A 23,547-nucleotide genomic window follows, 5' to 3' on the forward strand; every position below is an offset into this window, starting at 1 on the left:
TTCCGCACGCGATTGCCTTGCGACCCCCTGCGCCCTTTCCTGGACCATCTTTGAGTCATCCGATGGGACGTTTCGGGGGATGCCTATCATTCAAGCGAGGTCATGCATCGCCCCTACGTTGACGTTTTCCTCTCTCTCGGCTGGTCTGGTGTCCAGGGAACGTTTCGCGGCAAGCGCATTTACGAGGCGAAGGGAAGTGGTCGCATAATTGGTGCCAGGTTCCTGCCTGGTGCCTTTCGTTCGTTCTGGTCGGGCGAAATTACAAACCTGCAGGATCGACAACTGCCTCTGTCGGGGTTCTTTGAAGCCGTGGATCAGGCCGAAGTGGAGCAGATTCTCGCACATGATGACGACAAGGCCATCGATCTTCTCGAGGAACTGCTTGTGCAAAAAAATCCCAAGTCCGACGAAAACATCGCCTTGATCAATGCGATCATTGCGGCGGATGAGGAGGACGATACGCTGTCCACCGTGTCTGCTGTCGCGCATAGGTTTGGCTATAGCGAGCGCTGGCTGCAGCATCTGTTCCGCACCTGTGTCGGCATAGGTCTCAAGTGGTTCTTGCAGCGTCACAGGCTCTTGCTGGCCGCTGAGGGTATTCGCAGCAGCGATGCGCCGGACTGGATCGGTATCGCGTACGATCTGGGCTATTCGAGCCAGCAGCATTTTACTACCGACTTCCGCAAGGTGCTGGGCGAGACGCCGCTGCAATACAAGGCCGCGGTTACGCGCCACTTAGGGGATAGTTGAAGAGATTGATGGGACGTTAACCGGCCAATTGCCTCTCCCTATGCCGCGCCGCCCCGCCCCAGTCCCGCAGAACTCTGAGGCGTTGTACCCTTCAGAAAGGCTGGTCGGCTCGCGGTAGAGGCCATTCTCAAACCGCACGAAGAAGCGCGTCGTCAAAAGGTCTCTGTGACGCTTGTTGAACGGGCCAGCACGGGGCCGGCGCCTTTGGTATGAAACGGCCCTCTCCTAAAGGATGGAGGCAATGTGGTGATCTGCTGCGCATGCTCGGCATATCTCCTGGCTCAGACCGGCCTAGAGCACCGGTTCGATTCACTGACGACTGCCGCAGTGCTGACAAGACGCCGCCTGCTATACAAGGCCGCGGTTATACGCCACCCACGGGCGAGTTGAGCGAGATTGGTGGGACGTTAACTCGCCATTTGCCCCTTCTATCCCGCACCGCACTGCTGCCAAGCCGGCAGAGCGCATGTGGCCAGAGGCTAATAGGCGCCGCACGGTGCAGGATAGTGCGCGCTAAGCAGGTTCAACGTCGGCTGTTGTCTACTACCATATCGTCGGAATGTCCCGCCTCCAACCGAGGCCATTGGGAGATGTGCCGACCGTCGCGACGAAATGGATGGTTGGTTTCGCCCCAGTGTTGTGGCCAGCCGTCGGGCGAGTCTTCAAAGTCCTCCTGCCGCCCATACACGGTCAGGTCGAGCAGACGGTAACTATTGTCCATCGCCTCGACGCCGCGACGGGTCGTCCAATAAGTCTCGAACACCTCAGATCCGCTCCTCAGATAGCAAACGAGGTGCATCAATCCGATGCGTCGGCCGACCAATAGCGTCTCGAGTGAATCTTGTGCCGAGTACCAGGGCATCTCCCAGCCCATGAAGTCGCGGTATCGGACGCTCTGCTCATACGATCCCTGGCAGAAGGTCGCGTAAGTGACGTCGCGGGAATGAATATGAGAGAGCTCGCGCACCTGCGTCGTGAAGAAGGTGCAACCCTCGCATTGCTCGGCCGCCGGCTGGCCATCGAACCACATGTAGTAATAGGCAATGAGCATTTGCCGTCCCTCAAAGGCGTCCAGCAATGTTACCGACCCATTCTCGCCTATCAGTGAAGTGGCGCCATCGACCCTCACCACCGGAAGCCGCCGGCGGGCGGCCGCGATTGCGTCACCCTCTCTGGTATGCGCCTTTTCACGAATGCGCAACGCATCCACTTCGGCCTGAAATGTTGCTCGATCGACGATTTCAGGTGCTGGAAAATCTACCTTATCGCGAACCATGATCGACTCCTGTTGATTGATGAGAAGGCACTCGACGTCGCGTGTCGACACCTCCATTCATTCGGCCGGATCCAAGGCCAGAGCGGAAGCTCCATCAGGGGCCCGTTGCGTGGCGATTGTTACGGCTGCAAGCACGGCACAAGTGGCGGTGACATAGAGCGGCGCGCTTGTCCCAAAGCTGTCGACAGCGATCCCGCCGGCGATGGCACCCAGGGTGATGCCGAACTGAATGACAGCCAGGAAAAGTCCGCCCACACCCTCGAGCTGATCGGGCGCAGCACGCCCCATCCACGTCTGGGTCATCACCGGACCCGCGCCTATGGCGATGCCCCAGGCAGCGGCGAAGGCAAGCAACGCGACGTAGCTGGCGCTGAGGGTCAACAGGCCTATCGTGGCGACCCCCAACATCAAGAAGGTGGTGGCGAAGCCGTCGCGAAGCACGCGATCAGCGAACACGCCAGCGATTGCGCTTCCAAGCAGACTGGCGAGACCCAGCACCAATAGAACAGGAGCGATGGCAGTCGCATCCAGCCCGCCGTTTGTTTCAAGATAGGGCCGCATGAAGGTGAAGCCGCATACTTCTCCCCCAAAGAACAGCAGCCCGACCACCAATCCCACCCGTACATGCCGCCGCTTAAGCAGGCGGAACAGGCTCGAAAGACTGGTCGCACTTGTTGCCGGCACGCTCGGCAGGCAGATGGCTTGCAAGAGCAACGCGAGCAGCCCCGCCCCGGCCGCGGCCATAAACGCCGCTCGCCAGCCGAATGCTTCCCCGATCAGAGTACTCGTCGCTGGGGCGACGACCAGTCCCGCGGAGAGACCCATGAATACGATCGACATGCCCTTGCCCATGTCCTCCATGGTCACGAGCGGGACTACGGTTGCGCCAGCAAGGGCAAAGAACCCACCGATGGCGATGCCGAGGAGCGTACGGGCGGCAAGCAGCACAAGGTAATCTGATGTGAGGGCAACCGCGACGTTGGAGGCAACCACCAGGGCACAGAGCATCAGGTTGATCAGCTTGCGGTCCAGGCGGCCGATGATGAGTGCCACGGTGGGGGCTGCGATCCCGGCAAAGATTGCCGTAAGGGTCACCGCCTGACCGGCGGCGCCCTCCGTAATTCCAAGATCAGTGGCCATTGGCGTGAGTACTGCCATCGGCAGAAGTTCGCTGCTGACCAGAGCAAAGCTCCCGCAGGTAAGGGAACCGACGGACAGCCAGGTCGATATCGGCCAGACGCTGCCGTTGGAAGCGGTTTCGGACATTTTATCCTCCTGATTCGATTGCCGGCAGCTGCCTGCGGGCGCAACTATTCTGCTTTCGGGTATTCGTCATGCAGACGAACCCAGCTCATTGTGCCGCCGGTCTCGCTGCGGCCTCTGGGCGCCAGATCGAGCCAGTTGAAAGCGCCCATCAGCAGTTCGGTGCCGCGGTGATAGGTCGAGTAGGTGTGGAAGATGCCGCCATCCTCGTCCTTGGTGAAGACGCTGACGCCGAACATGTCAGGGGACTTCTGGATCCTGGTCTTGTCGTAATTGTAGAGCGCGCGACCGGCGGTACGATCGGCCTCGGTAAACGACACGCCGAAGTCATAGTTGAAGTCGCCGTCTCCGGACGAGACCCAGGGAAAGGTCCAGCCCATCCGGGACTTCACCTGTTCGATTCGCGCGATCGGCGCGCGCGATATCGCAGCGAAGGCAAGGTCGACCTGCTCGAAATGCTGCCGTGCCGCATCGACGTGATCCATCGTGTAGGAGCAGCCTGGGCAAATATGGTCCGAGCCCGGCGTAAGCATGAAATGATAGACGGCGAGTTGGCTGCGGTCGCCGAACAGGTCGAGCAAGGTGCATTTACCGTCTGAGCCCTCGAAGACATAGCTTTTTTCAATCTTGACCCAAGGCATCTGCCGGCGTTCGGCGCGTAAGGCGTCGAGCGCATGGGTCATTTCGAGTTCCTTGTCCAGAAGCGCTTTGCGCGCCGTGAGCCAGTCTTCGCGTGAAACAACAGCGTGTTGCATATCAGTCTCCTTCGGTTTGGGTGATCGTGGTGTTGCGGCGCGGCGAATGCGCGGAAGCAAGCTTCAGCCAGGGCGGCAGGTGGAAAACGCTCATCAGCAGGTACATCCAGGCCATGCCGCCGATTGGAAGAATGCCGGGTGCTGACGCGCACGTCATGGCCTGCATGTCATTCGCCGATATACCGGCCATCAGCGCGAACGTTGGCGAAGCTGCAAGGCCAAGCCAGCTCGCGGCATCGCGTGACTGCTGAGTATCGAAAGAGCGTTTTCTTGCTAGTATGGACGTCGTCATCTTCGAACTTCCATTTGGGCTTCGCCGACACTTTTTGGCGCTGAACTGGCGAAGATGTACGGCCGAACGGCAGGAGATCGTGAGTAACAAGTGTGACGGGATTTAAATGGACTCTCTGATTACCGCCGCGGCGCGGGCGCTCGCGGCGGGCGATCCGCTTGCGGCGCTCAAGCGCATCGCATTGCGCGATGACGCCCCGGCGCTTGCCTTGCGTGGCATCGCCATGGCGCAACTCGGCGATCTTGTGCGCGCAAAAGAGCTGCTGAGAAACGCGGCGCGCGCTTTCGGCACCAAGGAGCCCATGGCTCGTGCGCGATGCAACGTCGCCGAGGCCGAGATTGCGCTGGTCTCGCGCGACCTCGGCCGGCCCATGGAGGGGCTCGGCGCCGCCCGGTCTGCGCTGGAGGCGTTTGGAGACGTCGCGAACGCGGCGCATGCCGGCTACCTCGAAGCAAGGCGCTTGCTGTTGATTGGTCGCCTCGACGAGGCGGAGCGGATCCTCGATGAGTTTGATGCGGACGCACTGCCGGTGACATCGCAGGCGGGCTACGAGTTGGTGGCCGCGGGCATTGCGATACGCCGCATACGCGCGAAACCGGCGCGTGATGCGCTCGGCCGCGCTAAGAATGTCGCCGCCAGCGTCGGAAACGCTGCGTTGAAGGTCGAGGTCGATCGAGCCGTACAGGCATTCGAAGCGCCCGCCGCGCGAATAGTTGGGTGCGATTCAGAACGGTACCTTCGGCTTGAGGAGGTCGAGTCTCTGATGGCCTCGGATGCGCTCATAATCGATGCGTACCGGAATGTAGTGCGAACCAAGACAGCCGTCGTTTCTCTGGCCAGTCGCCCGGTCCTGTTCAAACTTGCCCGAACGCTCGGTGAGAGCTGGCGAGGCGACGCTTCCCGGGAAGAGCTTCTCGTCCGCGCCTTTCGCGCACGGGAAGCAGATGAATCGCATCGCGCGCGACTGCGGGTAGAGATTGGGCGCTTGCGCGAAGCGATCAGCCCCTTGGCGGAGATACACGCCACGGAACGGGGCTTCGTATTGGAACCCAATAAAGCCAGCGCGGTCACAGTGCTTGCCCCGCCCGTGGAGAACGAGCATGGCGAAGTGCTGGCGCTACTTGCCGATGGCGCGGCCTGGTCCAGTTCCGCGCTGGCACTGGCGCTCGACGTCAGCCCGCGCACGGTGCAGCGGGCGCTCGACGCCCTTGCGGATAACGGCAAGGCGGAATGTTTCGGCCAGGGACGCGCACGTCGTTGGATCGCAGCGACCGTTCCGGGTTTCCCGACGAGTTTGTTACTCCCCGCCAATGGCGTTGTGGGTTAAAATGAAGGCATGAGATACGCAGCCGCCGAAATCATCCGTGAATATGGTCCATTTCCTGGGGTGGATTCCGTCCATGGGGTCAGCTTTGATGGCCGCCAAGTTTGGATGGCGACAGGTACCAGGCTGGACGCTTTCGACCCGGACACCGGGGAGATGCTGAGCCCGCTCAATGTTGCTGCCGATGCGGGCACGGCGTTCGACGGCGAGCACTTGTTTCAGATCGCTGAGGCGGTGATCCGGAAGATCGATCCAATGACCGGCGAAGTGCTCGCTACGATCCCGGCGCCGGGTGATGGGGGCGATTCCGGCCTTGCCTGGGCGGAAGGTTCGCTTTGGGTCGGGCAACATCGCGGACGCAAGATCCATCAAGTGGATCCCGAGACGGGAACGGTGCTGCGCACGATCGAATCCGATCGCTTCGTCACTGGCGTCACCTGGGTCGACGGCGAGCTCTGGCATGGTACGTGGGAGAACGACGAAAGCGACGTCCGCCGCATCGATCTTTCGAGCGGTGAGGTGCTGGAGCGGCTGGACATGCCGAAGGGCACCGGGGTTTCGGGCCTCGAATCCGACGGCGGCGATCGCTTTTTCTGCGGAGGCGGAACCAGCGCCAGGGTGCGCGCGATCCGCAGACCGAGGCAAACTGAAGCACCCACGTGAGACGACAAAAAGCCCGGGCGGAGTTGGTCACTCTTGCGCGAGGGACGGCTCCAGAAGGTGTGATGCCTTTTTGAGGGCACGCTCGGGTCCTTCTCTGCCCTCAGGTAACTCCGGCGCGTTCGTCCCAACAAACCTCCTGCCAACGCGAGCGCGGAATGCTACCCCTGGCGCGAATGGCTGATTGTCCGGGAGAACCTCCCCGCCCAGCGCGGGCCTTCAGAAACCAGCACAGAAACTGGTTTGCTGCTTTTTGAATTCAGTTTCGGCCGAAGAGGCGAAGAAACAGCGGCAGGACAGCGATCAGAAGAACGGATGCGGAAGACGCGGCGGGTGGCCACAAATGGTTCGTCGATCACCGCTTCGCCGTCCGCGGGTCCGGTCCGTTGCGCAAACGAACGTTTGTGCAGCGGATTGCAGGCAGTAGCAGAAACAAGCACTTGTTCCGTGCACAAACCTGTTGCATAAAGAAAAGCAATGGCAACAGGTTAAAGCGACATCCGACAATGCTCATCGGCTACGCTCGCGTTTCCAAAGCAGACGATCAGGAGACGGGCGCGCTATTGCGTGCTCTCAAAGCCGCCGGTTGCAAGCGGGTTTTTGAAGAACGGGCCTCGGGTGGACGTTGGGACCGGCCTGAATTGCATCGCCTTCTTGCTGAGCTCGACCCGAATGATGTCGTTGTCGTGTGGAAGCTCGACCGGCTGACGCGGTCGCTCAAGGACATGCTGCTCATCCTGGAAAAAATAGAGTCCGCAGGCGCCGGGTTTCGATCCCTGACTGAGGCGATCGACACGACCACGCCGGCCGGCCGCATGATGATGCAGATGCTCGGTTCCTTCGCCGAATTCGAGCGCGCCATTGTGCGCGAGCGTACCATGGCGGGTTTGCGGGCGGCGCGGGCGCGCGGCCGAAAGGGCGGCCGCCGGCCGAAACTGACAATCGAGCAACGCGCGGAAATCGTCGGCATGCTGAGTGACGGGCGGCCGGCGGCCGAGATTGCCCGCATATTCGGCGTGCATCGGGCCACCATCAGTCGCGTCGCGGACGAGTCGAAAATGACCGCTCTCTAATTGTTATTTTCATTGGCCGCTTTCGCAGCGACGTAAGCACCCGGCCGACTTCGGTCGGAGTGTTTTCAACGAACCATGTATGGCTGGGATCGACCCCAAAACGACGCTCGTGCCTCATTTCTGAAACGACTGTTTAGCGCCCCCATGTCGGTCATAGATGACACTACCGCGTCTGCCGGAAAGCAGACATCCTCTTGCCAGGCGTAACGTTGCATCTGCGCTGAAAACCACCGGCCATCTGCCGCTGGAGGATCGCTTCATTTCCAACGCTACTGGTGCAGGTGCGTGTCCATCCAATCACGGCTGTCGGTGGCGCCGGTATGGGATCGTTTACGTCCGGAGGATTTGTTATGGCCAAGTGCGCGCTTACAGCTTTATAGCCGTGCACCGGCAAACCGGTCAAACAGGTCGGTGTTACCCATCTGTCCCCCCTTCAACATGAGCATGAGCGGCCCGTCAGCGGTTTCTGCGCTGCATATCGCCACTCCGCGATCTGCATCTCCCAGATAGGATAGACTGCGGACACCAAGGCACACGACCGCCGCGCTCGACGTGTCTCCTCCCGCTATTCCCAAGCCGGACAGATGGATTTCCGAAGCGACTGCCGCCACAAACCGCGCCGACCTTTCGGTAAGATCATCGTTCGACAGTCCATAGTCCTCCTCCGGCAGCAGATGCGCCAGGAGATTAGCTCCAGTTGAGAGATGACGACGGGCCTCCTCTACGGCGGACTGCAAGAGTTTTGGGTCGGACATGACTTGAGGGGTGAGGGGGAGCTTTTTGAACAGCCGGGCAGCCTCGACCTGCGACTGGGTCACCGACGATCGGCTACCGGCGAAGATGAACGTTGGCAGGCCGGAGCCGGCATCTGGTTTATCCACCTGCATCGTGGCGGCCGAACTGCCATCGTTTGCCGTCAGAGCCTCTGCAACGCTGCTTGCGCCAACGAGAAGGACCGGGCGCTCGACGGACAGGCCGCGCAGAACCTCGGCCAACATGGAGATGTGGTCCTGACAGACCGCATCGAAGAGGAAGCAAGGCGCTCCAGATACGGCTGCAGCCGACAGGCGTTCGATGATCGCCGGCGCTCCTTGGTCGATCTCCGTCGCCGCTACCAGAGCAATATCGGCCAGCCCTTGTTCTGTCAGATGGAGACGAAGATCCGATTCGCGCATGGGCGTAACGGGATGACGAGACATGACTGGATGGCGGTCGATCCTGTGGACACTTCGATCGCTCGCACCGGCGAAGAGATGTCCGAAGCAGCAATAGCGGCCGAGGCTCGGCTGTCCGCCGATGATCAGAACGAGCGCAGGGTGGATATGCGCTGAAATTGCCGCAACGGCAGCGCCTATGCTGCCGATCTTGGGGCTGCTGTCAAAGGTGGAGCAGACCTTGTAGTGGAAGAAGCGGGCTCTGCTGGCAGCCAGAGGCGCCATTATCCGTTCGAGTTCCTCCTGCATTCTGCGCGGTGCCATCGAACGCAGGCCAGTAGCAATGCCGACAGCCCCCAGATCAGCCATTTCCGTGGCCGTCGGAGGCTGCAGGAAAAGCTTTGTCCGCGCGCCCCCTTTGGAGAAGGTCGCCAGTGTGTCGGATGCTCCGGTGAAGTCGTCTCCGATGTAGACGCATTCCGGCGCGTCCAGGGATGTCATCGAATGTCTCCGAACATGGCGATGGCGGCCTCGAGCTCCGGTCGACCGGCAGAGAATGTCGTGAGATCGCTTCCCGCGCAGAGGGCGTCGTAGGCCGAGCGCAAGCTTTTGACCCCGGCCGCCGGTCCGAGCGGATGAGCCAGAATGCCGCCGCCTGCCAAGAACATGAAATCGGTGGAGCCAGCCGCCTCTCGCGCGCGCTCCAAAGTGCCCGCCCATTGACCGGATGAAAAGACTGGCATGACGACATCATCTTTCCGACCGTCGTGCGCCAGTGGCTGAAGGCAGCGTCGCGCCGCCTCGTCAACATCGGCGGCAGCATCCGCGAATTTGCCGCCGATGCCGTGTACATGCATATGGTCGATGCCGGTGAGCCTGTAGAGCGCCTGATAGGCGTCGAAGCCAAACCCGAGGGCGGGGTGACGTCCGAATGCACCGTAGCCGTTCCGGTGGCCATGGATTGCCAGCGGTGTCGAATCGCGCAACGTCTCCATTGCCGAAAGCCCGCACCAGTTGAGGCTGGCCATCACGCAGGTGCCGCCCTTACGTTCGACCAGCTCCGCGTGACGCCGCATGGCGTCCAACTCGTCGGTGATGTTGAACGCCACCATGACATCGCGGCCCGTCCGGTCGCGGTGGGCGCGGATCTGAGCCATCACCGCCGGAACGCGCTCTGCGATGGGTGCGTGAACAGGGTTGGCGCAGACTTCGTCGTCCTTGATAAAGTCGACCCCGGCTTCGCAGAGCTCCCCGACCAGCGAGGCAATCTGCACGGACGACATGCCGACATTGGGCTTGATGATCGTCCCGAACAACGGCCGATCCCGAACGTTCAACGCCAGGCGCGTTCCCTCAACGCCGAGCCGGGGCGTCGGGAAAAGCGCGCGATAGGATTGCGGCACCTGGACGGAAACGAGCTTCAGCGCCGTTACTTCGCCGAGATCGTAGAGGTTTCCCGCCACGGTCGCGGCCAGTGTCGGCAGGTTGTGGCCGATATTGCCAACAGGGTAGTCGATGGTGACACTTGCTCTGCGGTATGGGCCCGTCACCTTCTTGCGAAGGAGGTAGTCGCTCTGCAAGGTGGGCTCCGTGACGGGCTCCTGCTCCTCGACGGCCACAACGACGGCGGCTGCGCGTTCGCGCAGTTCGTCGGTTTCGTTCGCAACCCGAACGAAGGTACCGGAGCTCTGCTCACCCGCCATCATGCCGGCGACTTTCTCCAGATCGAGCGGCGTCTCGACCAGGTATTGCGCCCTTACATAAACTTTCTCGGTCATGGCAGGCTCAGATCTTGCTCAGGTCCGGGAACGGGCGCACGGGATCGCTTCCATCCCATTTCTTGGATGCCTCGCGGATAAGATCGAACATGCGCCCCTTGGGTCCAAGAACCTCCGATAGTTCGATCACAGTGCCGGGATGATCCTCCTTGTCGAAGTAAACGAAGCGGCCGTTGACACCGACCGTCCCGCTCATCTTGACCTGAAAGCCCTCGCCTTCCATGCGGGCGAGATCGCCGTCGAACTGCTGGGTCCAGTAGGCCACATGCTGAAGTCCGCGATGGCCTTTCTGCATGAAGTCTCGGTACATGGAGGGCGCGTCGTTGCGGGTCTGTATCAGTTCGACCTGGATGAAGCCGGCATTGGCCAGCGCCACCGAATTGTGGACCTCGTAACGCTTGCCCTCGTAGGTATAGTCCTCGATTGGCACCTTCGGATTGTAGTACCAAGGACCGACGCCGATCGTGCCGTGCCAGTAGGCCATCGCCGCTTCAATGTCGTCGACCACGTAGCCAAGCTGCCGGATTTCTCCAAGGAATCTGCTCATTCTGTTGCCTCACTGAACCATGTAATTGGGGAGCCATGTCGAGATCGCCGGGATCAGCGTCACGGCGAGAAGGGAAAGCATCAGCGAAACCAGGAAAGGGATGGTTCCGCGGATGACCACGTGGATGGGCATCTTTGCGACGATCGATACCATGTAGAGGCTCATCCCGACCGGCGGCGTCAGCAGGCCGATCATCAGGTTCAGGACGAAGACGATGCCAAGTTGCAGTGGATCGACGCCCGCCGCCGTCAGGGCCGGCGCGGTGATCGGCGCAATGATGAGGATGGCCGCAATCGATTCCAGGATCATGCCGACCAGCAAAAGCAGAATGTTGACGAGCAGCAGCAGCAGCAGCGGATCGTCGGTCAGGCTCAGCAGGAAGGAGCTCACGATCATCGGCACGCGGTCCATTGTCAGGACCCAGGCGAAGAGTGCAGCCGTCGAGACAATGAAGAGGACACTGCCGGTGGCTTCCACGGTTTCGCGAAGGCTGTTCATTACGCCGCGGAAGCTCAGCGTCCGATAGATAAAGAAACCGATGAAGAGCGCATAGGCAACCGTTACGCCTGCAACTTCGGTTGGACCGAAATAGCCGCTCATCAGGCCGCCGATGAGCAGGATTGGCGCAAATAGCGCTGGCGCCGAAACCATGAACTTCCGCAGGATGGCCGATAGGCTCGGTCTCACGTCGTCGCGAGGAAGCTTCTTGATGCGTGCGGTGATGGCAACCTGCACCATCAAAAGAAGAGTGATCAGGATCGCGGGAATGATGCCGGCGAGCAGCAGCTTGACCGCGGACACATTGGCGACGCTCGCATAGATGATGATCGGGATCGAGGGTGGAAAGATCGGGCCGATCGTTGCCGCTGCAATCGTCACGCCGGCAGCAAAATCTTCGCGGTAGCCCTGCTTCTTCATCTGGTCGATTTGAATCTTGCCGAGCGCACCAATGTCGGCAAGTGCCGCACCTGAAATGCCAGAAAAGACGAGGCTGACGAGGATGCTCACCTGAGCGATGGCACCACGAACCCGGCCGACCAGAAGCCGAACGAAGTCGAACAGATGATTTGTCACGCCTGTCGCCGTCAACAGATTGGCCGCCAGGATGAACAGTGGGACGGCGAGCAGCGGTGATGAGTCAAGCGCATTGACGGCGCGCTGTGCCAGAACATTCACCGGTAGCCCGTAGAAAACAATGACAATTGCCGACGACAGGCCGAGCGAGACCGCCACCGGCATACCGATCAGCAGTGCCAGCAGGAAGAGAATGACAAGAAGCAGGCTCATGATTGACCGTCAAATCGCGAGGTCGGACCGAAGGTCCTGATAAGATGCGCCAGCCGCAGCACGGCAACGCAGGCAAACAGGGCCAAGCCAATCGTGGCGGGGGCGTAGAAGAGCCAGTTGGACATGCCCATGGCCGGGGTGGAAAATTTCCCGGCGCGGGACAGATAGCTGTGCATGCCGTAGAGCGAGATCGCGCAAAACAGAAGGATGCCAATCTCGGCGATGATCGCCAGCGCCGCCTGCGTGCGCCCTCCGATCAGTTGCGGTACCAGGTCGACTGCGACGTGCTGGCCCCGAAGGGCCAGCAGCGGTATCGACAGGAAGACCAGCGCAACGCCGCCGAAGCGGGCAAGCTCGTCAGCCCAGGGCAGCCCGACGTCGAAGCCGTTTCGCGCAATCACCTGGACGACCACGAGGATCGCTACCAGGGCGAGAAAGCCGATGGCGATCGCCATGCAGGCCCGACATAGCCTCGACAACAAACGAGAGGCCGAACCCGAAGATGGATGCGCCTGGTCCATGCGTGTTTCCCGTTCCGTCGTCAGATCAGCTCACAGCCCGGATTTTCTCGTAGAGCGAGCCGTATTTTTCGCCGAACCTCTCATCCACCAGCTTCTGCACCGACTGACGGAACGCCTCGATGTCGAGCCCCTCCTCTGGACCGATGACGGTCATTCCAGCCTGCTTCAGCGCTTCCGTATCCTTCGCCTCGTTGTCCGCGATGGCATTGGTTGCACGCGCACGGATCTCCAGGGAAGCCTTGGAAACAGCGTCCTTCTGGCTCTCTGAAAGGCCCTGCCAAACATCCTCGTTCATGACGACGACTTCGGCATTGGACATGTGCCCCGTCAGCATGAGATGGGACTGAACGTCGTAGAGCTTGACGGTGAGCACCACGTTGACGGGATTTTCCTGACCGTCTGCGACACCGGTCGCCAGCGCGGTCGGCACCTCCGACCAGTCGATCGGAACCGGAACTGCGCCCATTCCCTCAACTGCGGTGGTATAGACCGGGAACGGCACGGCCCGGATCTTGACGCCGGCAAGATCGCCCGGTGTTTTGATCGCCTTGTTGCAGGTGAGGTTACGCCGGCCAAAGTAGTGCGCGTAGATGACTCGAACATTGGCCGCATCGATCAGCCCCTTGTTGAGTTCTTCCATGACAGGAGAGCGGACGTCCATGACCTTCATCAGGTGGTCGATGTCGCGATAGAGGTAAGGCGTGTCGAGCGCTGCAAAGGGCTCGTAAAGCGAACCGATGCCGCCAGCCGTATTGTGGGAGAAGGCGATATTGCCAAGCGACACTGCTTCGGCCAGCTCTTGCAGCTTGCCGAGCTGGGACGCCGGATAGACATCCACCTTGATGTCGCCGCCTGAATACTTGCCGACCGCCTCGGCGAGCCAGTCCGCTTGCGCCCCGGCCACGCTTGCAGGCTCGTTGTTGTGCCCATATTGAAGCGTCATCGACTGCGCCCGTGCGAGATAGGGCGCCATCAGAGCAGTTCCCATGACGCCCGCGCCAAGGCCCAGCGCCTTGCGTCGAGTCATCACGATCCTGCCGTTGCGTGTTGGTATGCTCATCTCATATCCTCCCCAGAGTATCGACGAAGCTTCCAGCGAACCCACCTCCTGGATCCGCTCTTGACAGGACGCTACGAACAAGCATCCTTCAGGTCAAACGGTAAAAAATGATGGGTTTTGATGTGTCATCAGAGAACGCCAGCGAGATCTTGACGCCGGCCCAGCCGCTGATGGAGGATGTTGCGGCGCGCGCCGGCGTCTCGCTGGCGACCGTCGATCGGGTGCTCAATCAGCGCAAGGGTGTCCGCGAGCGCACGGTCGGCCTGGTTCTGGCGGCTGCCCTTGAAACGGGCTACCTCAGCGAGCAGGATTATCAGAACCTCGCCAAGCCGCGGCCGCCCAACATCATCTTCCTGCTCCCCAATGGTACGAACCCCTATCTGGGGCTCTTGGGTGAGCGCGTCCGTCGGCTGGCCGACCAGACGTCGCGCGACGCGGGAAACATCCGCTGCTTCTTCATCGACAGCTTCAATCCGGATGCCTTGGCGACCGCTCTTCGGCATCATTCGAAATGGGCTGATGCGATCGCGTGCATGGCGCTTGATCATCCCGCCGTTCGCGAGGTCACGGCCGAGCTCGTGCATCGCGGAAAGCGTGTGGTGTCCATTGTTTCCGACTTTGCGCCCGCGGTACGGAGCGCCTATGTCGGGCTGGACAATCAGTCTGCAGGACGAACTGCGGCCTATTTGCTCGGACGCTTCTGCGCAGGGCGATCGGGAAGCGTCGCAGTCATCGCCGGCAGCCGCATCTATCGCGCCCACACGGAGCGGGAAATGGGCTTCCAGAGCCTGATGGAGGAGATGTTTCCGAGCTTGCAGCCGGTCGGCGTGCGCGAAGGTCATGATGACCGGGACGAGAACTATCGCCACGCGCTATCTATCCTTGACCAGCATCCTGGTCTTGTCGGCATCTACAACGCGGGTGGCTCCTCGGATGGGATAGCACGAGCGCTAAGGGAGCGGGGACGCAGCGACACGATCTTCATCGGCCACGGACTGAGTCCGGACACACGGCGTCTGCTGCTCAACGGAACGATGGACGCCGTTATCAATTCAGATCCGGACTCCTTGGTCGCGACGGCCATAGAAGCGTGCCGCCCCTCTTCCAACGGCTCGATCCACACCATCAAGATGGACATCTTCCTTCGGGAGAATCTTCCTGCAATTTGAACAGTTCATCGGCAACTTAGCGCCCCCACTCCAGTCATTAAGGGTACCGTCCGCCTTCCCTGAAAGCGGACACCCTATCGGTCACGGGGTCTCGTCTCCTGCGCACCACAAGCGGTCATAGCGTTCATTCATCGGTCGTGTCGGAAGCGACCGGGCGCGACAAGCCGACGTATCCTCGCGATGGTCACCCCGGAAAAACACTGTCGGACCAGGAGTGCCTTATTCCAGCGGGCAGTGGAGATGATTTTGGCTTTGCGCCCTCCCACCTCGCCGTGGGGAAGGCCTCGTTGCTTCCAACGGCTATTGACTGCAAGAGCGGGGAGCCCCAGCGCGTCACAAGCCTAATCTCTGCCCCTGTCAACGGGATCGCCCAGGCTGGATAGGAAGCCGCACGGGTGCAGCTTCCTCAAACGGCTCACATCGCATGCCCGCCGATGAACCCCATCTCGCCCGCCAGCATCCAGACCGCCATCGCGATCATCATCAGGTTTTCCGTCAGCGAGATGAACCCGAGGGGAACGTTGCTGGCGCCGCCGACGCATGCGCACTTAAGCTCGCGCCTGTCGATGTAGACCGCTTTGAAGACTGAGGCGGCGCCGATGGTGCCGATGAACAATGCCACCGGAACCGACAGCCAGGTCAGTGCGCCTGCGACCATAAGCACGCCCGCGAATCCTTCAGCGTACGGGTAGACGTAGCTGTATGGCACCCATCGCTTGGCGAGTAGGTCGTAGTTCAGGAACATGGTCGCGAAGCTCTCGACGTTCTGGAGCTTTAGCATCGCGAGCACCACCATCGAGAACGCGATGAACCACTCGGCTGCTCGAAGCGTGAAGGCGTCGCCGCTGATCGCGTAGCTCGCGGCCATCGCCATCAGGGCCGTCAGCGAAAACAACACCACCACCGGGCGGTAGGTCGTCGCCTTCGGGTCGGCGACCTTCTTCCCCAGAAAGCGGCGGAGATCGTCATGTCCGCCAACGCGGTTTCCGCCGATGAACACCTGAGGCGTCGTGGCGACTCCGTGCTGCTGCTTGAAGTCGTCCGTCTCCTCACGCGTGGTCAGGTGCACGTCTTCCACCTCGTACCCGTCACTCTCGAGGAGGTGCTTCGCCTTCAGCCCGTACGGGCAGGTGTGGCCGGGCATCACCATCCGATAGAGGACGGCCTTCTTCACGTTTCCTGCCTGCTGAACTCGATCCAACATTTCACGTCTCCTTTGTCTTGTGAAACCGTTGGTAAGACCATATGTTCCGTACCGTAGTACGGAGTCAATACCATGGATATGACGATTGGAAAATTTGCCAAGGCCGGAAACGTGGGCGTCGAGACGATCCGCTTTTACCAGCGCCGGGGGCTTCTCCCCACGCCCAGGGGGCACGAGGGCGTCCGGCGCTACGACGGGGAAAACCTGCGTCGCCTGAAGTTCATCCGACAGGCGCAGTCGGCGGGGTTCACCCTGGAGGAAATCAAGCAGCTCCTTGATCTCGACTCCGGGGAGGACAGGGAGAGCGCACGTAGGCTTGCGCGAGCAAGGCTCGAGGCTCTGACTGTGCGGATCGCGGAGCTCGAGGAAGCGCGCCGGTCCCTCGAGAAACTCGTCGGCGAATGCGCTTCCGGGAAGACCGGGCCGTGCCCGATCCTGCATTCGTTTGGCGTCTGATCAAGGCGGCTCTCCAATTCATCAGGACGGCCGCACCTCCATGTAGACGTAAGGCTTCGTACCATCCTTCGGGATGGCCATCACGTCGTAGGAGGCGGCGGGATCGGAGCCCATTCCGAGCGATCCCTTCGGCATCCCCGCTACCGCCAGCCCCGCAACGGGCGGCCGCTCCCTCAGAAGCTTCTCGGCGGCCTCGAGAGGCACATGCCCTTCGAGATAATAGCCGTCGACCACCGCCGTGTGGCAGCCCCAGACGTCGGAGGGCACGCGAAGGCGATCCTTGACGGCGTCCATGTCGTCTTCGTTGCGGGTCTTCACCGGAAAACCGGCAGTTTCGAACGCCTTCGCCCACGCCCCGCAGCATCCGCAGTACGGGTCCTTGTGCACGATCATGGCGGGGTTCTGCGCGACAGCCATTCCTGGCAGAAGCGTTGCGGAGATGGCCATGCACACGAATTGTCTTCTTTTCATTCCTGCTTCTCCTCTGATGACTGCCGTCTCCGGATTCTACGCCGGAGACGGCGCTTAGGTCACTTCACCTGTGTCACGGTGAGCTTGCCGTTGACGCGGTCGGCAACGAATTCGACGGCCGCGCCCTGCTTCATTTTCGCAAGCATGGCTGCGTCGGCGACGCTGAACACCATGGTCATCGCAGGCATGTCGAGGCTCTTCAGTTCCTCGTGGATAAGCGTGACCTTCTTTGCCTTCTCGTCGACCTTCTTGACGGTGCCTTTGGTGAATTCCTGCGCCGAAACGCCGGCGGCGGAGGAGATGACGAGAGCTGCGACGGCAGCAAACTTGAACAGAGCTTTCATGGGTTCTTCCTTCCTCGTTGCTTATTTCTTTGCGACGGTGACGTCGCCATGCATTCCAGCGTCGAAGTGGCCAGGAACCAGGCAGGCCACCTTGAAGACGCCGTCGTTCGTGAACTTCCAGACGATCTCCCCAGACTCCCCCGGTGCCAGCCGGATCGCGTTCGGATCGTCGTGTTCCATCTCAGGGAACTTCTCCATCAGAGCCTTGTGCTCCATGACCTTGTCTTCCTGGTCGAGCACGAACTCATGATCGATTTCGCCGTCGTTCTTCACAGCAAACCGGATCGTCTGGTCTTTGCGGACCTTGAAGCTAGCCGGCATGAAGATCATGCGGCCGTCGTCAGTCTCCTTCATGCTGACCCGGACCGTCTGGGTGACTTTCGACTTCTGACCAGGTTCGCCGACGGCCATCTCGCCGTGTCCCCCGGCATGGCTACCGGCGGCCAGGGCGGGCGTCGCCAGAGTTGCCAGAAGGAGGCCTGTGATTGCGTTTCTCATGCTTATTCCTCTTTCGTTCGGAGACCTGCGGTCAACCGTGGTTGGAATGGTTGGAAGGGACCTGTGTCTTTGCGTCATTGGCCTTGGCCGGCTCGGGCAGAGAGCCCGTCCATTCCCAGGCCTGCGTGCCGGGCGGGTTTTCGTACCAGCCGGGGTCGCTGTAATCGGCCGCCGAGATGCCCTCGCGGACCTTCACCACCGAGAACATGCCGCCCATCTCGATCGGGCCATGCGGCCCCCAGCCGGTCATCATGGGAACCGTGTTCTCCGGGATTTCCATCGACATTTCGCCCATGTCCGCCATGCCGGCGGTTCCCATGGGCATGTACTCCGGCTGGAACTGTCGGATCTTCTTTGCGACCTCCGTCTTGTCGACGCCGATGAACGTCGGGATGTCATGGCCCATGGCGTTCATCGTGTGGTGCGACTTGTGGCAGTGGATCGCCCAGTCCCCGACATACTTCGCGTCGAACTCGTAGGCCCGCATCGCGCCTACCGGGATGTCGATGCTGACCTCCGGCCACCGTGCCTCCGGCCGCACCCAGCCGCCGTCCGTACAGGTGACTTCGAAGTCGTAGCCGTGCATGTGGATCGGGTGGTTGGTCATCGTCAGGTTGCCGACGCGGACCCGGACCTTGTCGTCCTTCGAGACCACCAAAGGGTCGATCCCCGGAAAGATGCGGCTGTTCCATGTCCACAGATTGAAGTCGGTCATCTCCATCACCCGTGGAACGTAGGTACCGGGATCAATGTCATAGCCGCTGAGGAGGAAGACAAAGTCCCGGTCGACCGGCATGAACTTCGGATCCTTCGGGTGGACCACGAAGAAACCCATCATGCCCATCGCCATCTGGACCATTTCGTCCGAGTGGGGGTGGTACATGAAGGTGCCCGACTTCACGAGGTCGAACTCGTAGACGAAGGTCTTGCCGACCGGGATGTGCGGCTGCGACAGTCCGCCGACGCCATCCATGCCGGACGGCAGGATCATGCCGTGCCAGTGGATGGTGGTGTGCTCCGGCAGCCTGTTGGTGACGAAGATCCGAACACGGTCGCCCTCGACCGCCTCGATCGTCGGGCCGGGAGATTGGCCGTTGTAGCCCCAGAGATAGGCGGTCATGCCTTCCGCCATCTCCCGTTCGACCGGTTCGGCAACGAGATGGAACTCCTTGACGCCGTTGTTCATCCGGAAGGGGGCAGTCCAGCCGTTGAGCGTGACGACGGGGTTGTAGTCGGGGCCGACGGAGGGGCGCACGGGCGTCTGGGTCGCGGACGACTCCATGACGGCGGCCTCGGGCAGCCCCATGTTAGAGGTCTGGGACCATGATTTGGAGGAAACGAGCGCGGCGCCTGCCGCGCCCGCTCCGAGAAGTTGTCTTCTGCTGAACATGCTCATGTCCTTTCTCAATGTCCGCCTGCCGGCGCTTCTTCGGACGACGCGACCTCGTCTTGCGCCGCAGCCGAACCAGTGCTGCCGCCGTAGACGACGGGCGCTAGGTTCGCTTGGGCAAGCCAGAAGTCGCGCTTCGCGTTGACGGCGAGGATGGTGGAGTCGATCTTCTCCCGAGCATCGGAGATCAGTTCGAACGTGCTGGTGATCATGCCGTTGTAGGTGAGCAGCGACTGCTCCTCGATCGCCTTGCGCAGCGGCAGGACGCTGTTTCGGTAGTGGCGCGCGATGTCGTAGTTCGACCTGTAGGCCACGTAGGCGGAGCGCGCTTCCGAGCGGACGTTGACCGCCAGCTCGGCAAGCTGGTTTGCGGCCCGCATGTAGGCAAGCTCGCCCTTGCGCAGGCGCGCCTGTCCGGAATCGAAGATGGGGATCGTGAACTCCAAGCCTGCCGTCTTCGAAATCTCCGAGACGATCCCGTCGTCTTCGCGCTCGCGCTCCTTTTCGACCATGCCGACGAGTTCGATGTCGGTGACGATACGGGTCACGTCCTCCAGCTTGTAGGACTGAGCGGTCGCTTGTAGTTCCAGGCGAGCAACCTGCAGGTCCATCCGCTTGTGGATAGCTTCGGCCTCGATGTCGTCCCGCCTGATCAGGGCCTTCGGGAGCGAGGGCAGACGGTTGGGGATCTGGAATTCGATGTCCGAACCTGACAGGCCCATCAACCGGACCAGCTCCTCCTTGGCGAGCTTGGCTGCAAGGCGGGCCTTCGCCGTCTCGCCTGCCAGCTCCGCGTAGAAGACGTGCTCTCTAGCCTGATTGGCCTTCGTCATGGAACCGGCTTCGCCGATCTTTTTGGCCAAGTCCGAAGCGGCGTCGGCAGCCGCCTTTGCCTGGTTGAGGTAGGCGACGTTTTCCCATGCCGCTACCGCCTCGATCCATGCTCTGCGGGTCTCCGCCGCAAGCGAGATCGTTGCAAGCGCGGCATTGAGCTGGGCCTGCCTGAACCGCGTCTCGGCCAGCTTCACGTTCCGGTCGTAGGTCGCCAGCGCCAGGATGTTGGCGGCGATTGCGCCCTCGAGCACGCGATAGGCTTCCAACCCCGGCGTACCGATCCCGGAAAGCCCGATCGAGAACGTCGGGAACACCGACAACTGTGTCTGCCATGCGTCCGCGGCACTGTCGCCTAGGTCGGCGTAGGCCGCCTGAAGACCCCTGTTGTTCAGGAGCGCGACTTGTACGGCCGTTTCGGCGTCGATGGTCTTCTTCGCCATCAGCGCCTTGACGCGCGCTCGTGCCTCGGCCGACTGCTGCTGGTTCTGGATCCAGACCGTCTGCTTGCCGGTCGCTTCGCCGCTCTTCAGCGACGCGTTCATAAAGCCCGCATCCTTTGCGGAATATGCCGTAGTGCACCCCGACGCCAGCAACGGCAGTGCCATCACTGCAAACAACTTCATCCCCCTGGAGACCATCATGCGCCCTCCTTTGCCGGGACCTGGGCGTCGTTGAGCCCCCGCCAGGGCTTCGGATCGACGGGAACGCGATGGGTGTAGCTCCCCATCACGCCCTGGTACCGCACGGGGGCCGCATATGCTGAATCAGGATGGGAGCCGTGATCTACGACTTCTGGCAGGGTGGAGGCGCAGCCGCTGACGACGAGCGGCAGTGCGGCCACCAGAAACGATGGTTTCATCTTGAGTTTCCGAACATGAGGTGGCGAGCGCGCTCACGTCATCGCGGACGTCAAGACGCTGCAGAACCCGCCCGAGCGGGTGCTCATGCTCAGATGTTGGGGGGTCTGTGGAGGCTAGGGCGCGTGCCGTGCACGCGAGATTCGTCAAAAGCGCCGAAGACGGCGGAGGCTCTTGCCATTACGGAGGTCTGGCAAGGAGAGGGCAGGGCGATGCTGAAGCAGAAGTCCTGGCAGCAGTTATCCTTTGCCGTCTTGCCGGCGTCGCCGCCGTCGCCGTGATGACCGGCGTCCGCGTCGAGCACTTTCGCACCGTGGGAGTGGGCCTCGCCATGATGTCCGGCTTCGATGGAAATGGTCGCATCCGGATAGGCGGAGCCGTGCATGGCGGCATTGGCGTTGGGCATGGTGTAGCTGGCCAGCGACACGACGACCGCCAGACGAAAGACAACCATGATCCTGTTCGCCAGGTCGCGTAGCACCCTGCTCATACTCCTGGGACTACCATTGGTCCCGTAGCTGTTCAATCGCCGATTCGTGCGGCGAAACTAAGTGTGACGCAGTGAGCTTGTCAGGAGCTTGCCGTGAAGTCGAGGTAAGGGCTTCCTCTATGGGAAGGTGAAGCGCTTTTTTTCCTCGTCATTCAGTCGGAGGCGCGCGCCTGCTCGAGAGCAAAATGGAACTTTCCGGGAGACGCGCTGTTTCCCGACTGCTGCCGGAGAGCGAAATGGTTTTTGCCAGGTACATGAGGACGGTCTTGACCCTTGTCGCCATCGTGGCGGCGATGGCTACCTTCGCGGACATAACACCTGCCGGCGCAGCCGCATCCGAGTGCCATCAGTTGCAAGCGGATTCACATCACGCCGATAAAGATAATGCCGCCAGACAATGCTGCGGCACGACGCACTGTTGTCCGCTCATGCCTGAGCTGCCGATCATGAGCGCTCCGGCGGCTGTCCCCTCCGTCCATCGGGCATACAAGTGTGCGGAGCAGCCTCTCCTCCTGATCAGGGCGATCGATCCTCCTCCTCGATGTGCAGACGCGTGAACAGGTAATCGCCCGCATCAACAAGAGGATAGATGAATGAATACGTTCGCCAAAACCGCGGCCGCCGCCGCGTTGGCCTTGGCCGGCCCTGCCACCCATGCTGCCGCGCAGCAGGTGGAGTTCCCCGAAAAGTGCAGATCGGACATCTCGGCAGGCGGTACCGCCGCCATGGATGAAATGATGCCGTCCGCGAACATGACGGACTACCAGCACGGGTACATGGAGGGCATGAAGAAGATGATGCCAAACATGATGCACGGCATCATGAAGGACGACGCCGACGTCGCCTTCATCTGCGGAATGATTGCCCACCACATGGGCTCTATCGCCATGGCGCGCGTAGAGCTCGAGCACGGCGACAACGACTATGCCAAGGAAACTGCCCAGAAGATGATCGACCGCCAGATCAAGGACATCCAGGAGATGTCCGACTGGGTCGAGCAGGAAGTAAAGTAGGAGGTCGAGGACATGCATCAAGTTTCACCAGAAATGAAGGCCTGCATCGACGACTGCCTGGCCTGCTACGCTGAATGCCTGTCGTCCGCGATGGGGCACTGCCTGGAGATGGGCGGTAAACACACCGAGCCGGCGCACTTCAAGCTCATGATGGCTTGCGCGGAGATCTGCAGGACGTCTGCCCACTTCATGCTGATCGGCACCGAACACCACAGGCACACGTGCCGCGAGTGCGCGGAGATCTGCAGTCAGTGCGCGGATGACTGCGAGCGTGTCGGAGACATGCAGGCCTGCGTGGATGCCTGCCGCAGGTGCGCCGAAAGCTGCCGGAAAATGGCCGCCTGACACCGCAAAGGCGAGGCGGAATGCCGCCTCGCGCTCTCGCCGGCCGCGACCGTCAGCCTTCCAAGGATCTGGCGGCGGACGCCGGTCCACACTCTGTCGCAGGGTCGTCTGGCCCTGCCTACAGGAGAGTTCGACATGGATAAGAAAACGACCAATGGAGCCGTCTGGTTTATCGGCGGAGCGGTTGCAACGCTGGCCGCGCTTGGCCTTGGGACAGTCGCCTAAGTATATTCCGGCGGCTACAACATCGCCGCGACCGTAGAGCATTCCTCCTTCGTCCGCTGGGCTTTCGGAACGACCTTCAGAAATTCCGTCCAAAACGGCGGCGAGACAGTGACGGCGCCGGAAGAGTTGACTGCTGCGATGGCCGCGGCCGGGGCCGAACCCTACAAGCAGATGTGCCAGCACTGCCACGCAGGCCCTGGAGCCGATCGCGAAGCATGGGCGGGAGGAATGCGACCGATCCCGCCGCACCTTACCGAAGCCGCTGCGGAGTGGAAAGCCGAAGAAGTGTTCTGGCTGGTGAAGCACGGAGCGAAGATGACCGGGATGCCGGCCTTCGGACCTAGTCACGGCGACGAGGGCATCTGGAACATTGCCGCCTTCGTAAAGCAGCTTCCGGCAATGACGCCCGAAGAGTAGGCCGCCGCGGGCGAGGGGCAGTCTTCGAGTGGTGATGCCGTCAGTCCGCCACCTCAGGGACAACAGCCGCAGGTGCAGCAGTAGCCGACCTAAC

Annotated in this window: 27 protein-coding genes; 9 read left to right on the plus strand and 18 right to left on the minus strand. The window is 61.3% G+C overall.

The annotated features are described in order from the left end of the window. The first annotated feature begins 57 nt into the window (after positions 1-57). Positions 58-750 (plus strand): helix-turn-helix domain-containing protein, encoded by a 693-nt coding sequence (locus MUU54_RS13020; RefSeq protein ID WP_354532213.1) that lies wholly within the window; start codon positions 58-60, stop codon positions 748-750. A 523-nt stretch (positions 751-1,273) separates the two neighbouring features. Here the strand turns inward: MUU54_RS13020 and MUU54_RS13025 are convergent. From MUU54_RS13025 to MUU54_RS13040, 4 genes are read right to left on the minus strand one after another with little or no spacing between them, the layout of a single operon-like run. Beyond that, positions 1,274-2,026, minus strand: a complete 753-nt coding sequence (locus MUU54_RS13025; RefSeq protein WP_247244448.1) for a DUF899 family protein — start codon at positions 2,024-2,026, stop codon at positions 1,274-1,276. Positions 2,027-2,083: 57 nt separating this feature from the next. Beyond that, positions 2,084-3,292, minus strand: coding sequence for an MFS transporter (locus MUU54_RS13030; protein WP_247244449.1), 1,209 nt, complete (start codon positions 3,290-3,292; stop codon positions 2,084-2,086). A 44-nt stretch (positions 3,293-3,336) separates the two neighbouring features. After that, positions 3,337-4,044 (minus strand): DUF899 domain-containing protein, encoded by a 708-nt coding sequence (locus tag MUU54_RS13035; protein ID WP_247244450.1) that lies wholly within the window; start codon positions 4,042-4,044, stop codon positions 3,337-3,339. A 1-nt stretch (position 4,045) separates the two neighbouring features. Then, positions 4,046-4,336, minus strand: coding sequence for a hypothetical protein (locus MUU54_RS13040; protein WP_247244451.1), 291 nt, complete (start codon positions 4,334-4,336; stop codon positions 4,046-4,048). A 106-nt stretch (positions 4,337-4,442) separates the two neighbouring features. On the opposite strand from MUU54_RS13040, the gene MUU54_RS13045 reads away from it, so the two are divergent. From MUU54_RS13045 to MUU54_RS13055, 3 genes are all read left to right on the plus strand, one after another. Next, positions 4,443-5,663 carry a helix-turn-helix domain-containing protein gene (locus tag MUU54_RS13045; protein WP_247244452.1) on the plus strand — a complete coding sequence of 407 codons (1,221 nt, stop codon included), beginning with the start codon at positions 4,443-4,445 and terminating at the stop codon, positions 5,661-5,663. 9 nt (positions 5,664-5,672) lie between these two features. After that, positions 5,673-6,323: a Vgb family protein gene (locus tag MUU54_RS13050; protein WP_247244453.1), complete on the plus strand. Its 651-nt coding sequence runs from the start codon at positions 5,673-5,675 to the stop codon at positions 6,321-6,323. 503 nt (positions 6,324-6,826) lie between these two features. After that, complete coding sequence (locus MUU54_RS13055; RefSeq protein ID WP_247244454.1) at positions 6,827-7,393, plus strand: recombinase family protein; 567 nt, start codon at positions 6,827-6,829, stop codon at positions 7,391-7,393. A gap of 374 nt (positions 7,394-7,767) precedes the next feature. On the opposite strand, the gene MUU54_RS13060 is transcribed toward MUU54_RS13055, so the two are convergent. The 6 genes from MUU54_RS13060 to MUU54_RS13085 form a co-directional block, all read right to left on the minus strand. Further along, complete coding sequence (locus MUU54_RS13060) at positions 7,768-9,048, minus strand: four-carbon acid sugar kinase family protein (RefSeq protein ID WP_247244455.1); 1,281 nt, start codon at positions 9,046-9,048, stop codon at positions 7,768-7,770. Further along, the gene (locus MUU54_RS13065) at positions 9,045-10,325 is read right to left on the minus strand and encodes a RuBisCO large subunit C-terminal-like domain-containing protein (protein ID WP_247244456.1); all 1,281 of its coding nucleotides are present in this window, start codon (positions 10,323-10,325) and stop codon (positions 9,045-9,047) included. The genes MUU54_RS13060 and MUU54_RS13065 overlap by 4 nt, the downstream gene beginning before the upstream one ends. A gap of 7 nt (positions 10,326-10,332) precedes the next feature. Next, complete coding sequence (locus MUU54_RS13070) at positions 10,333-10,872, minus strand: VOC family protein (protein ID WP_247244457.1); 540 nt, start codon at positions 10,870-10,872, stop codon at positions 10,333-10,335. A gap of 9 nt (positions 10,873-10,881) precedes the next feature. Next, complete coding sequence (locus MUU54_RS13075; RefSeq protein WP_247244458.1) at positions 10,882-12,159, minus strand: TRAP transporter large permease; 1,278 nt, start codon at positions 12,157-12,159, stop codon at positions 10,882-10,884. Further along, positions 12,156-12,614 carry a TRAP transporter small permease gene (locus tag MUU54_RS13080; RefSeq protein ID WP_247244459.1) on the minus strand — a complete coding sequence of 153 codons (459 nt, stop codon included), beginning with the start codon at positions 12,612-12,614 and terminating at the stop codon, positions 12,156-12,158. The genes MUU54_RS13075 and MUU54_RS13080 overlap by 4 nt, the downstream gene beginning before the upstream one ends. A 91-nt stretch (positions 12,615-12,705) precedes the next feature. After that, the gene (locus tag MUU54_RS13085) at positions 12,706-13,740 is read right to left on the minus strand and encodes a TRAP transporter substrate-binding protein (protein WP_247244460.1); all 1,035 of its coding nucleotides are present in this window, start codon (positions 13,738-13,740) and stop codon (positions 12,706-12,708) included. A 107-nt stretch (positions 13,741-13,847) separates the two neighbouring features. Here MUU54_RS13085 and MUU54_RS13090 point away from each other — a divergent pair, with 107 nt between their 5' ends. Then, complete coding sequence (locus MUU54_RS13090; RefSeq protein WP_247244461.1) at positions 13,848-14,909, plus strand: LacI family DNA-binding transcriptional regulator; 1,062 nt, start codon at positions 13,848-13,850, stop codon at positions 14,907-14,909. 415 nt (positions 14,910-15,324) lie between these two features. Here MUU54_RS13090 and MUU54_RS13095 read toward each other — a convergent pair whose 3' ends face one another. Further along, the gene (locus MUU54_RS13095; RefSeq protein WP_247244462.1) at positions 15,325-16,113 is read right to left on the minus strand and encodes a glutaredoxin family protein; all 789 of its coding nucleotides are present in this window, start codon (positions 16,111-16,113) and stop codon (positions 15,325-15,327) included. Positions 16,114-16,185: 72 nt separating this feature from the next. On the opposite strand from MUU54_RS13095, the gene MUU54_RS13100 reads away from it, so the two are divergent. Beyond that, on the plus strand, positions 16,186-16,569 hold the full coding sequence (locus MUU54_RS13100; RefSeq protein WP_247244463.1) for a MerR family transcriptional regulator: 384 nt from the start codon (positions 16,186-16,188) through the stop codon (positions 16,567-16,569). A 21-nt stretch (positions 16,570-16,590) separates the two neighbouring features. On the opposite strand, the gene MUU54_RS13105 is transcribed toward MUU54_RS13100, so the two are convergent. The 7 genes from MUU54_RS13105 to MUU54_RS13135 form a co-directional block, all read right to left on the minus strand. Then, entirely contained in the window at positions 16,591-17,040 is a 450-nt protein-coding gene (locus tag MUU54_RS13105; protein ID WP_247244464.1) for a DUF411 domain-containing protein, read from the minus strand. Between the two features lie 59 nt (positions 17,041-17,099). Then, a complete protein-coding gene (locus tag MUU54_RS13110) occupies positions 17,100-17,384 on the minus strand; it encodes a copper-binding protein (protein WP_247244465.1) in 285 nt (94 codons plus the stop codon). 21 nt (positions 17,385-17,405) lie between these two features. Continuing rightward, positions 17,406-17,882: a cupredoxin domain-containing protein gene (locus MUU54_RS13115; RefSeq protein ID WP_247244466.1), complete on the minus strand. Its 477-nt coding sequence runs from the start codon at positions 17,880-17,882 to the stop codon at positions 17,406-17,408. Positions 17,883-17,913: 31 nt separating this feature from the next. Further along, positions 17,914-19,272, minus strand: coding sequence for a multicopper oxidase family protein (locus MUU54_RS13120; protein ID WP_247244467.1), 1,359 nt, complete (start codon positions 19,270-19,272; stop codon positions 17,914-17,916). Between the two features lie 14 nt (positions 19,273-19,286). Next, positions 19,287-20,744, minus strand: coding sequence for a TolC family protein (locus tag MUU54_RS13125; protein ID WP_247244487.1), 1,458 nt, complete (start codon positions 20,742-20,744; stop codon positions 19,287-19,289). Further along, a complete protein-coding gene (locus MUU54_RS13130) occupies positions 20,744-20,965 on the minus strand; it encodes a hypothetical protein (RefSeq protein WP_247244468.1) in 222 nt (73 codons plus the stop codon). The genes MUU54_RS13125 and MUU54_RS13130 overlap by 1 nt, the downstream gene beginning before the upstream one ends. A gap of 89 nt (positions 20,966-21,054) precedes the next feature. Further along, positions 21,055-21,453, minus strand: coding sequence for a hypothetical protein (locus tag MUU54_RS13135; RefSeq protein WP_247244469.1), 399 nt, complete (start codon positions 21,451-21,453; stop codon positions 21,055-21,057). 593 nt (positions 21,454-22,046) lie between these two features. Between MUU54_RS13135 and MUU54_RS13140 the strand changes: the two genes are divergently transcribed. The 3 genes from MUU54_RS13140 (at position 22,047) to MUU54_RS13150 (ending at position 23,453) form a co-directional block, all read left to right on the plus strand. Beyond that, entirely contained in the window at positions 22,047-22,466 is a 420-nt protein-coding gene (locus tag MUU54_RS13140; protein ID WP_247244470.1) for a DUF305 domain-containing protein, read from the plus strand. A 12-nt stretch (positions 22,467-22,478) separates the two neighbouring features. After that, positions 22,479-22,811: a four-helix bundle copper-binding protein gene (locus tag MUU54_RS13145; RefSeq protein ID WP_247244471.1), complete on the plus strand. Its 333-nt coding sequence runs from the start codon at positions 22,479-22,481 to the stop codon at positions 22,809-22,811. Between the two features lie 333 nt (positions 22,812-23,144). Further along, positions 23,145-23,453: a c-type cytochrome gene (locus MUU54_RS13150; protein WP_247244472.1), complete on the plus strand. Its 309-nt coding sequence runs from the start codon at positions 23,145-23,147 to the stop codon at positions 23,451-23,453. Positions 23,454-23,547 lie beyond the last annotated feature (94 nt).

The sequence above is a fragment of the Pseudorhizobium tarimense genome (assembly GCF_022968135.1).
In the GTDB taxonomy this organism is placed as follows: domain Bacteria; phylum Pseudomonadota; class Alphaproteobacteria; order Rhizobiales; family Rhizobiaceae; genus Neorhizobium; species Neorhizobium tarimense.